Raw genomic sequence first — 14,701 nt, 5'->3', positions numbered from 1 at the left:
GTAATGTTATGATTTCCCAATTAATAACGACAAGATCCCAGCCGCAATTAACGGCCCTACAGGAACGCCGCGGAACAAAGCGACACCAATAACTGTCCCGACTAATAACCCTGCGACTGTAGAAGGTTGATGTGACATTAAAGTCACCCCACGGCTACCTAGCCAAGAGACGGCAATGCCAATCACGATGGCAAGGATTGATTTCCAATTTAAAAATGAGCTCAGGACTTCGTTCGCTGTTATTTTGCCACTTGCGATAGGAGCCATCACCCCAATAGTGAGAATAAGAATGCCGATTGTTAACCCATATTTTTCAATCCATGGGAAATAATTATTCAATGGCGTTATCCTAACCACCAATAAAAATAACATCGCAAGAGTGACCGTCATATTATGACTTATGCTCCCTAACCCAGCTAATACCAGTAGGATGATTAATGTTGGATCAACATGACTCATAGATTTATCCCTGTAGAACGCGTAATTATTATTTTACGAACAGCTAAAATGATTGGTTTCAAAACATGTTATTGGCTCATCATCAAAGAAGCAAATATATACATGCTCTATTTTGTTTTTGCTAACCTATTATTATAATGAATAATAAAACTGACTGTCTCCTTCCATCATATTAACTTAGTAATTACACTTGTATTACTTATTAATATCAATTGATGCTGTTTAATATTTTTAGCTTTATTCTAACTAAAGGCATGTATGAATACGAATATTGCCCATCTAGCATACTGAACAATCCCAAAGCTATACCATCCGAGGATGGTTTAAACGGGAATAGTAGACATTTCCCTTAGCAATTTACCCATATTAAAGAAAACACTCGCTAGCATAAACCATGGTTATCCGTTTATCGTGCTCAGAAAAACACCGTTAAGTTTAAATCCACCTGTAAGCAATAAAACTTAAGCTAAATATTCGGGATATTCATAACTCTTTATTTTTTTATTTCTTCATTTTTCCCATATTCATCACCATAAACACCAACTTACAGTGCGTTTTACTAAAGATGCACTCAAACACCTTTGTTCCCAGACAATTGGTAATTATTGAGTATAATATCCATCAGTTATTAATATAAAAAGTCATAAACCAAGATAATTGATAATTTACTAAATTGTGTGGCACTTATTACTAGCACAATAATTAGGATTAATGATATGACCCACCCTTTACCCCTTTATTCCAACGCTCGTTTTATTGCTATCCGCTTAGTACCCGATGAAGATGTGATTTTATCCTTACGCCAACAAATTGCACATCATCGTCTGCAAGCTGCGTTTATTGCTGGGAGTGTTGGCAGCTTAACCAATGTTGCTCTACGTTTCGCTGGGCAGGATATAACGCATCATACAACAGGTAAATTTGAGATTGTCTCTTTAATCGGTACTTTGGATGCCCAAGGTGAACACCTTCATCTGGCGATTGCTGACGAAACTGGCAAAGTGCTTGGTGGCCATATGATGCCCGGTTGCACAGTGAGAACCACATTAGAACTGGTGATTGGTGAACTTGAAAAAACCAATTTCACACGTGAACCGTGCCCTCTTTCAGGTTACGAAGAACTTATTATCACCTCTCGTTAATTTATTATTCCATCATAGCAAGGAATACGTTGTCATGAGCAAAACGTCGATTATTTCTAGTCGCACACTGACTTTAATTGTTTTTTCGATCGCAATTAATATGATTATTGGGCAATTAAGCTCTATGTTAAAACTGCCTATTTTTCTCGATTCTATTGGAACGCTAATTTGTGCGTTATTAGCAGGCCCTTGGGTCGCCTTGTTTAGTGGCTTATTAACCAATTTATTGTGGGGATTACTCAGCGGGCCTATCGCCGCAGCATTTGCCCCCGTAGCCATGATGATCGGCCTCAGTGCTGGGTTGTTAGCCCGTGCCGGCTGTTTTCGCACCTTACCTAGAGTTATTTTATCCGGGGTCATTATTACCTTTGCATTAATGCTCGTTGCTGTCCCTATTCGCACTTACTTATTTGCAGGGACGACGGGTAGTGGAGCTGATTTTTTCGTTGCCTATTTCCATGCCGTTGGAGATAACTTACTTGAATCAGTCGCGATTACCGTTCTAGGTGCCAACATCGCAGATAAAGTTATTTCCGCTATTGTTGCTTGGCTGCTGGTTCGCCAATTGCCGGAGCGAGTGCAACGCAATTACCCCAATATGGCTAAGGTAAGTTAAATGCACCCGTTTACCTCGCTGACGCTTTGGCTCTGGCTGAGTGCGAGTTCACTATTTTTGCCTTTGGGGTGGCCTTTAGCTCTGCTAGGTTGTAGTACTTTTATGGTATTACTATTATGGCAACCCGCTCGTCATCGTTGGCGTGTTGTCGCGTGGATTATGATACCCATGGCGGCAGGTCTCTGGCTTATCCATAGTGGTTGGTTAGCCCAGATACTCACAGGGGATACGTTGAAAAATAGCCGCCCAGATTTTGCCATGGCATTATGGTTTAGGTTATTAACTATTATTAGTGGCTCCCAACTTTGGTTGCAATTTGTCCCGACGGAGCGGTTTATTCGAGCCCTATTTGCTAGCAGGTTGCCCGCAAGCTTTGCCTATTTATTGGCAGGTCCACTATTACTCGTTGAACAACTACGCCAACAGTTGATAACTATCCGTGAAGCTCAAATTGCTCGCGGAGTTCCCTTAAATGGCGGGATTTGGCAGCGCATCACATCATTGCCGGCCTTATTATTTCCACTAGCCAGTAATACACTCAATGAGTTGAGTATCCGCAGTGCCGCGCTGGATATGCGTGGCTTTCGATACAGCTCTAACCGTACGACCCTTAACCCTCCCGCTGACAGTTTATGGCAAATATCCTTACGCTACGGGTTAGTCATATTTATTTTTATTGAAGGTGGTTTAGCTCTGTGGTGGTGAATTTGCAACAAATGTGCTTTATTCCACAAGGAACAGAGCAAATTTTATTAGGGCCGATAGATTTACATCTCGATCCAGGCCAGTGGCTATGTGTATACGGGGGCAATGGCAGTGGTAAAAGTACATTAGCCCAACTACTTGCGGGCTGGCATGATGATTTAATCCGTGGGAAAATTGAAGGTGTCGCCAATGTTTTACAGGGAACATTGACAACAGACTCATTAATTCAAGCTTCAACTAGCCGGCAACTCATTCAACAATCCCCACATTTACAGCTATCAGGCTGTGCTTTTACCGTCGAGCAAGAAATAGCCTTTGGGCCTGAAAATTTAGGGTTAGCACCAGAAGAGATAGATAGGCGGGTTGAACAAGCAATCCGTTTAACCTTCTGTGAGCCGTTACGTACTCGGCACCCTTCAACCTTATCGGGTGGTGAAGCTCAGCGTGTCGTCTTAGCCAGCGCTTTAGCAATGCAACCGAAATTACTGCTACTCGATGAGGCATTTAGTCGGTTAACGCCTAGTGCGACACAGCATATTTTAATTCAACTCAAGCAATACACCGAACAAACTGGTTGTAGCTTAATGTTATTTGAGCGCAATTTATTACCCGCAACCCATTTTTGCAGTACTTTTTTGCTATTAAGTTCTGGTAAAGCATTTTTAGAAGCAGGAAAAATGCAAGCCGTCGGCAGCTTGAATGATATTTTTCTTGCTGCACTTGAAACTATTAATATGCCAGACGCATGGCGAGCCGTGGGAGAGCTAGTCAAACAAGGTCTTTGGGTTGGTAATATCCCCCATAATGAAAGCCAACTGGTGCAAGCATTTAAGGAGCGGTATGCTGCAACTCGATAAGCTAACTTACCGTTGGCCAAGTTCTAGTCATGATAATATTAAGAGCTTATCTGTCTCCATATACTCTGGAGAATGGGTAGCTTTAGTGGGGGATAATGGCGCGGGGAAATCAACATTATTGCGACTTTTAGCGGGTTTATTGCAACCCACCAGCGGTCATATACACCTCGACAATCAAAAGCTCAGTGCCATTACTGCACCCCATAGAGCAAACCAGATCGGTATTTTATTTCAAGAAGCTGAAAAACAAATTTTTCATAGTCGAGTCAAAGACGAAATCGCCTTTGGTTTAAAGCGGCAAAAATACGCTAAAGCTGAAATTCAAACGCGTACATTACATGCGCTAAAGACTTGCGGCCTCACTGATGTTGCAGATAAACACCCTTTAGATTTGCATGCAGGCCAACGAAGAATGGTTGCTGTTGCCTGTTTAGAGGCTATCTCTCCTAAATTATTATTACTCGATGAGCCTAGCCGTGATTTCGATGCATGTTGGATGCGCCGATTCGAGCATTGGCTAACATTGCAACGTGAAAAAGGGGTTACGGTGGTCACCATTAGCCATGACCTTGACTTTGTAGCACGCCATTTCCAGCGGACCTTACATTTATCAAATGGGGAGCTCATCGCTGATGGGCCGCCATTATCTATATTATGCCATCCTAAACTGCAAGTTGAGTCGTCTCTTCCGGCCCCAACACTGATTTCACTTAGCCAACAGTTACAACTGGAACAACTGGAACAACTGGAACAACTGGAACAACTGGAACAACTGGAACAACTGGAACAACTGGAACAACTGGAACAACTGGAACAACCTTATATCACCCCATCGTCTTGGGTAACCAATTTTCTGAACCAATCGTCCCTTAAGTAACATAACTCTTCGTCAAAATCAGCCTGAATAGCAGGCTGATCCATACCTAAAATAATGGAAAATTGATTAATCTAGCGGTACACCAATACGACGAGCAACTTCTTCATAAGCCTCAATCAAGCCGCCAAGGCTTTGACGGAAACGGTCTTTATCCATTTTATTAAGGGTTGCTTTATCCCATAAACGGCTACCATCTGGAGAGAATTCATCCCCTAGTACCACTTGGCCTTTATATAAACCAAACTCTAGTTTGAAATCGACTAAAATGAGCCCAGCATCGGCAAAAATTTTGCTCAGAACCTCATTTGCTTTGTAGCTCAGTTCACGCATTGTTGCCAGATTGTCTTTGCTAACCCAACCAAAGGTTTCACAATAAGACTCATTGACCATTGGGTCATGCTTCGCATCATCTTTTAAGAATAAGTCAAATAAAGGTGGGTTCAATACCATACCTTCTTCAACACCTAAGCGCTTAACAAGTGAACCCGCTGCGCGGTTACGAATAACACATTCAACTGGAACCATATCTAGTTTTTTGACTAGTGCTTCAGTGTCAGAAAGCAGTGCCTCCATTTGTGTTGGAATACCCGCCTCTTCTAATTTGCTCATAATAAAATGGTTAAATTTATTATTAACCATGCCTTTACGATCAAATTGTTCGATACGCTCACCATCGAGTGCTGATGTATCATTACGGAATTCCAGAACCAGCAGATCAGGATCCTCTGTGGTATAGACAGTTTTTGCCTTACCACGATACAACTCAGCTTTCTTTTGCATCTTACACACTCCAGAGATGTGATTAATCTATATAAAAAATGATATGGGAATTCTGTCATCATTCTGTCTTTACAGAAAAGATAATTAACAGAAGAAAAACCATTTAAAAATACGGTTCACTGTTAATTTTCTACTCTGTTTCAGCTAGTTATATGCCAATGTAAAAGCTTATGCTAACCCACTGATATACAATATTTTATATTTTAGCGCTAATTATGATAATAAAATTCTCAGGCGGACGCAAACGATTACTTCAGCATAAACACTGATTTTTTGTCCATTCGTTTTATGGCATCTCATATTGGCAAGATAGCAATAATATTTTAAATGATTATCTATCTATAAACTTATGATGAGCTAACTCATCCCTTTGCCCCAATTTGAACACACCCAATTTGCCTAAAATTCCCCATAAAAAAACCGCGACTTGTATTGCAAGCCACGGTTTTTATTTGTTTTACCAAAATGAAATATAATTATTTATTCGTTGGAACTTTACTAAACGCCGCTTTTAATGCCGCGACCATTTCATCATTTTGTTTCTGTGTTAATGCGACACCTTTAGTGGTGATAAATTGCAGCGTACTACGGTTGTTTAAGTCACCAACCTGCAATTTATAATCCGCTTCAGGGATAGATGGGTCATCAACCCCCAGAGCTTGCCATTCTGAGCTACTTAAGCCTTTGTAAGTTACCGTGACAGAGCCACTAGAGCGAGAACGGTCGCCAACTTTCATGCCTACACTTTCTAGTGCATGAGGTAACCTTTCCCAAACCGCATCAAATGGCGCACGGACAACGACTAAAGGAAGGCCTGTATCGTCACTACCTGTTTGAACATCTATGATCCCATAGGCACTTTGGATACTGTTTTTATTTGAAGTATCACGCAACGTATATAAATTATCAGTTAATTCGTTTAACAATAATTTGTTATAACGTTGAACTTCAATAGTATCAGTAATAGTTTCATCACCTTGGCGTAACCCTAAACTGGTGACTGTTAATGCCATCATGCCGTTTTCAGGTTTAACCGTAATTTTATGGCGGCTTTCAATAGGCACGTTTTCGTCAGCACGATCCCACTTGACCCAATTGGTTTCAATTGAGCGAGAGCCATCATCTTTCGATGAAACTGGGATGCCTCTTTGTTCTAGGATCATGGTGACTTGTGACCAAAGAGCACTATTTTCAGGTGTATTTTCTAGCAACAAACGACTTGCTTGCGCGCTATCTTCCGTGCGTGAACCCGCTAATTGCGAAATTGTCAGTACAGGGGGACGAATATCTAAAGCTTTCCCTACTGCGCCTGTTGATGTGGCTTTAGGGATATCATACTCACCATTTGCTTCTGGTAATGTAAGCCCTTGTGGCACATTTAACACTTTCAATGGCGCAGCATTGAGGTATTCCTCATCACCGCTGACCTGACGTTTATAGCGCTGATCGCTGGAGCAGGCTGCCAGTAACACGACAAGTGACAGGCCAGCAACCTTCATAACCTTCGATTTTTGCAATAATGTTGCCATTAAAATTCCCTAAATTTTACAGTAACCCAGCGAGTTTCAAGGCTTCTTCCACTTTTTGCTGGCCTGAGCTGGTTAGCGGTGTCATAGGTAACCGCAATGTACCATCTGTAATCAAGCCTAAGCGATGACAGCCCCATTTCGCTGGAATTGGATTTGGTTCAACAAACAACTGAAGATGTAACCCCATCAGTTTTTTGTTTAATTCGCGCGCTTCAGTATATTTGCCTGCAAGCGCTAAGTCACACATTTTTACCATCTGCGGTGCAGCAACGTTAGAAGTTACTGAAATAACGCCCTTTCCACCGAGTTGCATGAAATCGAGTGCTGTCGCGTCATCACCGGTTAACAGTACAAAATCATCATCAACCAGTTCTTTGATTTGATGAACCCTAGCTAAGTTCCCTGTCGCTTCTTTAATTGCGACAATATTCGCCAATTTCGCTAAACGCCCTACGGTTTCAGGTAACATATCGCAGCCTGTCCGTGATGGTACATTATAAAGAATCTGTGGCAAGCTAGTGTTCTCTGAAATTGCTTTAAAATGTTGATATAGCCCTTCCTGAGAAGGCCTATTATAATAAGGTGTTACCGTCAGGCAAGCAACTACCCCACTATTTTCAAATTCATTGGTTAAAGAGATAGCTTCCGCTGTCGCATTTGCACCTGCACCAGCAATAATTGGGATACGCCCATCAGCAAGCTCTAAGGTGGCTTTCACTACATCCACATGTTCTTTGTGAGTTAAGGTTGCTGATTCGCCTGTTGTACCAACAGAAACAATGGCAGATGTTCCGCTTTCAACATGGTAATCCACCAGTTTTTTCAGACTGGCTTTATCTAAACGCCCCGCTGAGTCCATCGGTGTTATAACTGCAACAATGCTTCCCATTAAAAAATCTTTATAATTTGCGTTTCCATTAGCCATGACGATACCCCCTTAATAATTGAACCCCCATGTTACTTTTTCATTTCCAAGAAGAAAACCACCCAACAGCAAGATTTTAATGAATTTTGTTAATGCCAGAGACATTAACTTAAATAGAAGTAATAATTCGCTGATATTTCTCGCAAGAGTGTGTGCTTTCTCTTGGCAGATGCCATTTTTTATGGTTTCCTTACCTGCATCTGGCGTCAGTTTTATGACAACTGTATTTACTGCTATATTCTAATTAAGTGTTTAACTGACATAATCAAAAACATTAAGGGACAGACTTTGCCTAAGACTGAACAGCAATTTCTTGTGATTACTGCGCTGGGAACAGATCGTCCGGGCATTGTGAACACGATTACTCGCCTCGTTAGTGAGTGTGACTGTAATATTGAAGATAGTCGTTTAGCGATGTTTGGCAAGGAGTTTACGTTTATTATGATGTTATCCGGCAGTTGGAATGCCATCACTCTATTAGAGGCGACATTGCCTCCTAAAGGGGCGGAACTTGACTTGCTGATTGTCATGAAAAGAACTCAAAGTGTTCAAACAACCTATTACCCATCGACAGTAACGGTGAACGTGGTTGTCGACGATGCACCACGGATTGTCGAGCAATTCACAAATTTATTCACAACTTCGCAATGTAATATTGCAGAGCTTGTTTCTAAGACTCAACCAGCCAATAATGATATGCCCGCTCAACTGGAAATTCAGATTACTGCACACGACCCGTTGGACGATAACGGCATAATTATAAAAAACAAATTTCAACAACTATGTACAATGCTAAATGCTAAAGGCAACATAAGCATTATCAACAACCCCAATATGCAGAGTTAACGGAGATATATGTAATGAACCCATTGAAAGCCGGTGATAAGGCGCCTCAATTTAGCCTTCCTGACCAAGATGGTGAGATCATCAATCTTTCTGATTATCAGGGTCAGCGCGTATTAGTTTACTTTTATCCTAAAGCGATGACTCCAGGTTGTACCGTTCAAGCGTGTGGTTTGCGTGATGAAATGGACACACTAAAAGCGAAAGGTGTCGAGGTTTTAGGGATTAGCACAGACAAACCAGAGAAACTTTCTCGTTTCGTTGAAAAAGAAATGTTGAACTTCACTTTATTATCAGACGAAGAGCACCAAGTATGTGAGCAATTTGGGGTTTGGGGTGAAAAACAATTTATGGGGAAAACCTATGATGGCATTCATCGTATCAGTTTCCTCATTGACCCAACAGGGAAAATAGAACACGTATTTGACAATTTCAAAACCAGCAATCACCACGAAATCGTCCTCGAATACATTACCGCGAACGCTTAATTTTTAGTCTTTATATAGTGCTGTATGGGCCATACAGCACTATTTTCTAAACTTATTTTACTAATTCGTTGGTGTCTTCAGGCCACACATGAATAACCGCTTTAATAAGCGTTGCCAATGGGATTGCAAAAAATACCCCCCACACTCCCCATAAACCACCAAAAACGACAACAGATAAAATAATCACTAGTGGATGTAGATTGACGGCTTCTGAAAACAACAAAGGCACCACAACATTGCTATCCAGCCCTTGGATCACTAAATAAGCCAGCATCAAGTACCAAAACTCACTACCAATACCAAATTGAAATAACCCAACAATAACGACAGGAATTGTTGCTGCTACCGCACCAATATACGGGATCAAAACAGCAACCCCTACCAACACTGATAATAATACTGAGTACCGCAGGTCAAAATACGCAAAACATAAATAAGTGACGACACCCACAATCACCATTTCTGTTACCTTGCCACGTAGATAGTTGGTAATTTGCTCATTCATTTCTACCCAGACTTTACCTACTAATAAACGGTTTTTAGGTAATAGCTTTAAAAAACTTTGGCTAATACGTTCTTTATCTTTTAATAGGAAAAATGTCATCAGTGGAACTAAAACCAAATAAACAGCTAAAGTAAAAATGCCAATCAGTGATGCCACAGACGCTTTTACGACAGAGTCTGCAATACCTGACATGCGACTGCGTAAATTATCAGCCATCATATCAATAATGCCAACATCAACCAATGCAGGGTATTGCTCAGGGAGTTTCTGTGCAAATTCATTGAAACGGTTAACCATATTCGGTAGATCGGCCATCAAATTAATACCTTGCTGCCAAGCTGTCGGCGCAATAATTAAAATCACCATGGCACTTATTCCCGCAAATAGGGTCAAAATGATACTCACAGCAAAAGAGCGTGATAACCCCGCACGTTGTAGTAAATGCGTCGGCCACTCGAGTAAATAAGCTAAAGCAATTGCTGCCAATAACGGAGCTAGTATACTGCTGAAAAAGAAAATGATCACAAAACCAGAAACCAGTAGTGTAAAAAGTGCAACGGCTTGTGGGTCAGCAAAACGCCGACGATACCACTGTAAAAACAATTCCAGCATTTGTAGCTCCTGGGGAAATAACACAAAGGACAGTTCTTAAATTATCGAAAATTATACCGAAGAACAGATTTAACGATAGCTTTTGCTATCATATGTTTTAAACTTTTCGAGTTATTTGCTGCCTTACCCTATATACACTCGAAATAAAGTCGGTACTTACCCTAAATTTTAAATGTTGTATGGGATACTCACGTTTCATGAAGAAAAAATTCAAACACCCATTATTGGCTTTCATGATCGCCGCACTGATGAACGGTGCAGTTTTACCTGCTTATAGTGCCATAGAAGACACCTTACCTGATATTGGCACCACTGCTGGGGGCACACTGAGCATCAACCAAGAAATTATTATGGGTGATGCTATTACACGCCAAATCCGTGCTAGTACACCACTCATTTACGACCCATTGTTGACTCAATATGTTAACAAACTTGGTATGCGGTTAGTAAAGAATGCCGATTCAGTTAAAACACCGTTTAAGTTTTATCTCGTTAATAACCCTAATATTAATGCTTACGCCTATTTTGGCGGTAATGTCGTATTACACTCCGCGCTATTTCGTTACAGCCAAAATGAGAGCCAACTCGCTTCGGTGATGGCCCACGAAATTTCACACGTCACCCAACGGCATCTTGCCAGGATGATGGAGGATCAAAAAAGTACCACCCCTCTTGCGATTGCGGGGACGATTGGTTCTTTATTATTAGTGATGGCAAATCCGCAAGCAGGTTTTGCCGCACTGACAAGCACGATGGCCGGTGTGCAACAAGGCATGATCAGCTTTACACAAGCGAATGAACAAGAAGCTGACCGTATTGGTTTACAAACACTAAGGCGTTCTGGTTTTGACCCCCATGCAATGGCTGATTTTATGCAAACGATGTCAGACCAAACACGCTATATGTCTAAACCCCCTGAAATTTTGCTAACGCACCCCTTACCAGATAGCCGCTTAGCGGATGCTCGAAACCGTTCAAATCAATACGCTAAAGTCAGCGTGCCATCTTCACTGGATTTTATGTTAGCCAGAGTCCGTATATTGGCAATGTATAGTTCAGACCAAAAACATGCATTAGACCAGATTATTGAAAATTATGGGAAAGGCTCTGCACAAGAACAAATAGCCGCACAGTATGGTAAAGCCTTGATTCTGTCGCAAGATAAAAAATACGCAGATGCAGGTAAAATCATGGCTGAATTATTAGCTAAACAGCCTGATAACCCTTGGTTTATCGATACCATGACGGATATTGATATTGAGCAAAAGCGTGTATCAAAAGCCGTTACGCGCTTGCAAAATGCCTTGAAGAAATCCCCTCAAAATACGGTGTTTATTGTTAATCTTGCGAATGCATTAATTAATGACCATCAATATAAAGAAGCCAGAACATTGCTGAATAAATACACTTTCGATTATCCAGATGACCCCATCGGTTGGGATCTACTGGCAGAGGCGTCTGCTAAACAAGGTAACCGTACTGAAGAGTTAGCAGCTTATGCTGAAGGTATGGCACTGCGCGGAAATTATGATACTGCGATTAATTATCTCACTGATGCTAGCCGTAAGAGCAAATTAGGCAGTTATGAACAACAGCGCTATGATGCGCGAATCGATGCACTGATAAAACTGCAATTACGTGATAAAAATGCAAAACCGTAAGGAGTTAATATAATGACGGATTCGATTAAGATTTACCACAACCCTCGTTGCTCTAAAAGCCGTGAAACCTTAGCCCTGTTAGAGCAAAAAGGCATTGTTCCCACTGTGGTTGAATACTTAAAAACACCCCCAACAACGGGTGAAATCAAAAAACTGCTCAAGATGTTAGGGTTTAAAGATGCTCGTCAGTTAATGCGCACCAAAGAAGATTTATATAAAGAATTGAATTTAAGTGATGACGGCTTAACACAGGATCAACTAATTAAAGCGATGCATGAAAACCCGAAGCTGATTGAGCGCCCTATTGTGGTTAACGGCGATAAAGCACGTTTAGGCCGGCCACCTGAGCAGGTACTTGAAATTTTATAAAAACTGTTTGGTGATAAAAGTCGTACTCAATATATTATTGAGTTTGACTTAAGTTACTTCTTCTCTTCCAAACATTGTTTAAAAGGCGATATGCATGAGTCTATCGCCTTTAGTTTTATATATTGATTTAATCAATAATATTGACTAGAGCTTTAAGATATCTTTGACAAATGGAATGGTGAGTTTTCGCTGTGCAACAATCGAGGCATGGTCAAGTTTATTGAGAATATCGAACAATGTCCCCATTTTTCTATCAAGACGTTTTAACACAAACCGGCAGACGTCTTCAGGAAGCTCAAAACCACGGATACGTGCACGTAATTGAAGAGCCCATATTTTATCTTCATCGCTAAGTGGATGCAGCTTGTAGATTTGCCCCCAATCAAGGCGAGAGGCCAAATCCGGTAATTTCAACTCAATCTGCCGTGGGGGTCTATCACCCGTAATTAACAGGCAAGTACGGCCAATTTCTAAAATACGGTTATATAAATTGAAAATAGCCATTTCCCATTCTTCATCACCCGCTATACATTGGATGTTATCGATACAAACCAATGATAAATGTTCCATGCCATCTAATACTTCAGGAACAAAATATGCACGTTTATCGAGTGGTACATAGCCTACAGCAACACCCTGTTCAGAAAGCTCAGCACATGCAGCATGCAATAAATGGCTTTTCCCACCACCTTCACGCGACCAATAATAGATATAGCTACCATGTGGTTGAATAATTGCAGACTGAATAGCAGACAACAACGCCCCATTCTCCCCGGCATAGAAGCTAGCAAAGGTTTCATCATCTGGAAGATATAGTGGTAATGAAAGCTGTGATGGTGTGTTCAGAAGCGCCTCTGGCTGTACAAATCAATTTTCATCTCCCAGTTTACCATAAAAAACGAGGAGAGATGAATAAGAACGGTTTCCAATTGCCGCCCAATATTTTGAGCGGCGTATTGAAAACAATGTGAATTATTTTTTATGACTATTAAGCTCTTGCACTTCTGATGTCACAAACTGTTTCTCAGGCCGGACAAAGGTAATAAAGCGGAATAACAATGCCATACAAATACCAACAATCGTAGCCAGTGCCATACCTTTAAGTTCTGCTTGACCAATATGGATCACCGCCCCACTGACACCAATAATTAAAATCACTGACGTCAAAATCAAGTTTTGCGGTTTGTTGTAATCCACTTTCGAATCAATTAGAACACGGATACCCGATGCACCAATTACCCCGTATAATAAGAGTGATACCCCACCCATCACCGGTACCGGCACTAATTGGATCGCCGCAGCTAACTTACCAATGCAAGAAAGTAATATCGCTATTACCGCTGCACCACCAATAACCCAAGTACTGTATACCTTAGTAATGGCCATAACACCGATATTTTCGCCATATGTCGTATTCGGCGTGGAACCAAAAAAACCAGAAATTACAGTAGAAAAACCGTTTGCAAACATAGAACGATGTAAGCCCGGTGTTTTCATCAAATCCCGTTCAACAATATTTGCAGTCACAACTAGGTGGCCAACATGTTCTGCAATTACCACTAATGCAGCAGGCAAAATGGTTAAGATAGCAAACCATTCAAAGCGTGGCGTATAAAAAGTTGGAATTGCAAACCAAGGTGCTTCGATTACGGGTGTAAAATCGACAATACCCATAAAGTAAGAAAGTGCATAACCAACTAAAAAACCAATTAGAATCGGAATGATAGATAAAAAACCACGAAAAACAACCGCACAAAGGATAGTTACAGATAATGTCGTCAGGGAAATGATTAGTGTATTGCTATCGACTGTGGCGCCATCTTTAGGCAATAAACCAGCCATACTTGCTGCTGTTTGAGCTAATTCTAAACCGATAACGGCAACAATCGCCCCCATAGCCGCGGGTGGGAACATCACGTTAATCCACCCCCTTCCCGCAACTTTAACAATCAATGCAACAAGACAAAACAATACACCACAAATAATAAAGCCACCCAGTGCCAATTCATAACCGAGTGGCAATAAAATCAATACCGGCGAAATAAAAGCAAAACTAGACCCTAAATAAGCAGGAATTTGCCCTTTACAGATAAATAAATACAACAGGGTGCCTATCCCGTTAAACAATAATATTGTTGCTGGGTTTACGCCAAACAGAATCGGTACGACAACGGTTGCGCCAAACATAGCAAATAAATGCTGGAAGCTCAGTGGTATGGTTTGGAGTAATGGCGGTCTTTCTTCAACACTGATGGTGCGACGTGTCATTTTATTTTATCCCCTTTTAGCAATTTTTTACTGAATTGGCTTATCACTTTAAATACAGTGGTTCT

General features: G+C 41.1%; 16 protein-coding genes. 9 read left to right on the top strand and 7 right to left on the bottom strand.

The genetic code is table 11. The features are described from left to right. Positions 1 to 6 precede the first annotated feature (6 nt). The gene (locus ACPEH5_RS17690; protein WP_281111196.1) at positions 7 to 459 is read right to left on the bottom strand and encodes a DUF441 domain-containing protein; all 453 of its coding nucleotides are present in this window, start codon (positions 457 to 459) and stop codon (positions 7 to 9) included. Positions 460 to 1,175: 716 nt separating this feature from the next. On the opposite strand from ACPEH5_RS17690, the gene ACPEH5_RS17685 reads away from it, so the two are divergent. The 5 genes from ACPEH5_RS17685 to ACPEH5_RS17665 are packed head-to-tail and all read left to right on the top strand — an operon-like array spanning position 1,176 to position 4,656. Continuing rightward, positions 1,176 to 1,601, top strand: coding sequence for a PPC domain-containing DNA-binding protein (locus ACPEH5_RS17685; RefSeq protein ID WP_166686886.1), 426 nt, complete (start codon positions 1,176 to 1,178; stop codon positions 1,599 to 1,601). A 34-nt stretch (positions 1,602 to 1,635) separates the two neighbouring features. After that, a complete protein-coding gene (locus ACPEH5_RS17680) occupies positions 1,636 to 2,217 on the top strand; it encodes a membrane protein (protein WP_042843553.1) in 582 nt (193 codons plus the stop codon). Next, positions 2,218 to 2,922, top strand: coding sequence for an energy-coupling factor transporter transmembrane component T (locus ACPEH5_RS17675; protein WP_129465979.1), 705 nt, complete (start codon positions 2,218 to 2,220; stop codon positions 2,920 to 2,922). It abuts the gene before it with no gap. A gap of 11 nt (positions 2,923 to 2,933) precedes the next feature. Continuing rightward, positions 2,934 to 3,779 (top strand): energy-coupling factor ABC transporter ATP-binding protein, encoded by an 846-nt coding sequence (locus ACPEH5_RS17670; protein ID WP_208292469.1) that lies wholly within the window; start codon positions 2,934 to 2,936, stop codon positions 3,777 to 3,779. Beyond that, positions 3,763 to 4,656: an energy-coupling factor ABC transporter ATP-binding protein gene (locus ACPEH5_RS17665; RefSeq protein ID WP_423727103.1), complete on the top strand. Its 894-nt coding sequence runs from the start codon at positions 3,763 to 3,765 to the stop codon at positions 4,654 to 4,656. Before ACPEH5_RS17670 ends, ACPEH5_RS17665 begins: the two co-directional genes overlap by 17 nt. 66 nt (positions 4,657 to 4,722) lie before the next feature. Here ACPEH5_RS17665 and purC read toward each other — a convergent pair whose 3' ends face one another. The 3 genes from purC to dapA all read right to left on the bottom strand — a co-directional run bounded on the left by purC (position 4,723) and on the right by dapA (position 7,854). Beyond that, positions 4,723 to 5,436, bottom strand: coding sequence for a phosphoribosylaminoimidazolesuccinocarboxamide synthase (gene purC / locus ACPEH5_RS17660; RefSeq protein WP_042843549.1), 714 nt, complete (start codon positions 5,434 to 5,436; stop codon positions 4,723 to 4,725). Positions 5,437 to 5,912: 476 nt separating this feature from the next. Continuing rightward, a complete protein-coding gene (bamC, locus tag ACPEH5_RS17655) occupies positions 5,913 to 6,965 on the bottom strand; it encodes an outer membrane protein assembly factor BamC (protein WP_042843547.1) in 1,053 nt (350 codons plus the stop codon). A 16-nt stretch (positions 6,966 to 6,981) separates the two neighbouring features. Beyond that, positions 6,982 to 7,854, bottom strand: coding sequence for a 4-hydroxy-tetrahydrodipicolinate synthase (gene dapA, locus ACPEH5_RS17650; protein WP_042844313.1), 873 nt, complete (start codon positions 7,852 to 7,854; stop codon positions 6,982 to 6,984). A gap of 324 nt (positions 7,855 to 8,178) precedes the next feature. Here dapA and ACPEH5_RS17645 point away from each other — a divergent pair, with 324 nt between their 5' ends. Both ACPEH5_RS17645 and bcp read left to right on the top strand, forming a co-directional pair. Continuing rightward, positions 8,179 to 8,736: a glycine cleavage system transcriptional repressor gene (locus ACPEH5_RS17645; protein ID WP_042843546.1), complete on the top strand. Its 558-nt coding sequence runs from the start codon at positions 8,179 to 8,181 to the stop codon at positions 8,734 to 8,736. A gap of 14 nt (positions 8,737 to 8,750) precedes the next feature. Continuing rightward, positions 8,751 to 9,221, top strand: coding sequence for a thioredoxin-dependent thiol peroxidase (gene bcp / locus ACPEH5_RS17640; protein ID WP_042843545.1), 471 nt, complete (start codon positions 8,751 to 8,753; stop codon positions 9,219 to 9,221). 52 nt (positions 9,222 to 9,273) lie between these two features. On the opposite strand, the gene ACPEH5_RS17635 is transcribed toward bcp, so the two are convergent. Continuing rightward, positions 9,274 to 10,338, bottom strand: coding sequence for an AI-2E family transporter (locus tag ACPEH5_RS17635; protein WP_042843543.1), 1,065 nt, complete (start codon positions 10,336 to 10,338; stop codon positions 9,274 to 9,276). A 197-nt stretch (positions 10,339 to 10,535) separates the two neighbouring features. On the opposite strand from ACPEH5_RS17635, the gene ACPEH5_RS17630 reads away from it, so the two are divergent. Beyond that, entirely contained in the window at positions 10,536 to 11,999 is a 1,464-nt protein-coding gene (locus ACPEH5_RS17630) for a tetratricopeptide repeat protein (RefSeq protein WP_042843542.1), read from the top strand. Between the two features lie 12 nt (positions 12,000 to 12,011). Beyond that, a complete protein-coding gene (gene arsC / locus ACPEH5_RS17625; RefSeq protein WP_048607347.1) occupies positions 12,012 to 12,368 on the top strand; it encodes an arsenate reductase (glutaredoxin) in 357 nt (118 codons plus the stop codon). Between the two features lie 144 nt (positions 12,369 to 12,512). Here arsC and hda read toward each other — a convergent pair whose 3' ends face one another. Both hda and uraA read right to left on the bottom strand, forming a co-directional pair. Continuing rightward, on the bottom strand, positions 12,513 to 13,214 hold the full coding sequence (hda, locus tag ACPEH5_RS17620; protein ID WP_042843540.1) for a DnaA inactivator Hda: 702 nt from the start codon (positions 13,212 to 13,214) through the stop codon (positions 12,513 to 12,515). A gap of 126 nt (positions 13,215 to 13,340) precedes the next feature. Further along, the gene (gene uraA, locus ACPEH5_RS17615; protein WP_042843539.1) at positions 13,341 to 14,636 is read right to left on the bottom strand and encodes a uracil permease; all 1,296 of its coding nucleotides are present in this window, start codon (positions 14,634 to 14,636) and stop codon (positions 13,341 to 13,343) included. Positions 14,637 to 14,701: the final 65 nt, after the last annotated feature.

The sequence above is a fragment of the Providencia sp. NPDC089933 genome, from assembly GCF_049545585.1.
GTDB classification, from domain to species: domain Bacteria; phylum Pseudomonadota; class Gammaproteobacteria; order Enterobacterales; family Enterobacteriaceae; genus Providencia; species Providencia huashanensis.
This window is presented reverse-complemented; position numbering and strand designations above follow the sequence as displayed.

Coding starts and splice junctions, on each gene's coding strand:
- ACPEH5_RS17690 (WP_281111196.1), bottom strand. CDS start 459: ATGAGTCATGTTGATCCAACATTAATCATCCTACTGGTATTAGCTGGG.
- ACPEH5_RS17685 (WP_166686886.1), top strand. CDS start 1,176: ATGACCCACCCTTTACCCCTTTATTCCAACGCTCGTTTTATTGCTATC.
- ACPEH5_RS17680 (WP_042843553.1), top strand. CDS start 1,636: ATGAGCAAAACGTCGATTATTTCTAGTCGCACACTGACTTTAATTGTT.
- ACPEH5_RS17675 (WP_129465979.1), top strand. CDS start 2,218: ATGCACCCGTTTACCTCGCTGACGCTTTGGCTCTGGCTGAGTGCGAGT.
- ACPEH5_RS17670 (WP_208292469.1), top strand. CDS start 2,934: ATGTGCTTTATTCCACAAGGAACAGAGCAAATTTTATTAGGGCCGATA.
- ACPEH5_RS17665 (WP_423727103.1), top strand. CDS start 3,763: ATGCTGCAACTCGATAAGCTAACTTACCGTTGGCCAAGTTCTAGTCAT.
- purC (WP_042843549.1), bottom strand. CDS start 5,436: ATGCAAAAGAAAGCTGAGTTGTATCGTGGTAAGGCAAAAACTGTCTAT.
- bamC (WP_042843547.1), bottom strand. CDS start 6,965: ATGGCAACATTATTGCAAAAATCGAAGGTTATGAAGGTTGCTGGCCTG.
- dapA (WP_042844313.1), bottom strand. CDS start 7,854: ATGGGAAGCATTGTTGCAGTTATAACACCGATGGACTCAGCGGGGCGT.
- bcp (WP_042843545.1), top strand. CDS start 8,751: ATGAACCCATTGAAAGCCGGTGATAAGGCGCCTCAATTTAGCCTTCCT.
- ACPEH5_RS17635 (WP_042843543.1), bottom strand. CDS start 10,338: ATGCTGGAATTGTTTTTACAGTGGTATCGTCGGCGTTTTGCTGACCCA.
- ACPEH5_RS17630 (WP_042843542.1), top strand. CDS start 10,536: ATGAAGAAAAAATTCAAACACCCATTATTGGCTTTCATGATCGCCGCA.
- arsC (WP_048607347.1), top strand. CDS start 12,012: ATGACGGATTCGATTAAGATTTACCACAACCCTCGTTGCTCTAAAAGC.
- uraA (WP_042843539.1), bottom strand. CDS start 14,636: ATGACACGTCGCACCATCAGTGTTGAAGAAAGACCGCCATTACTCCAA.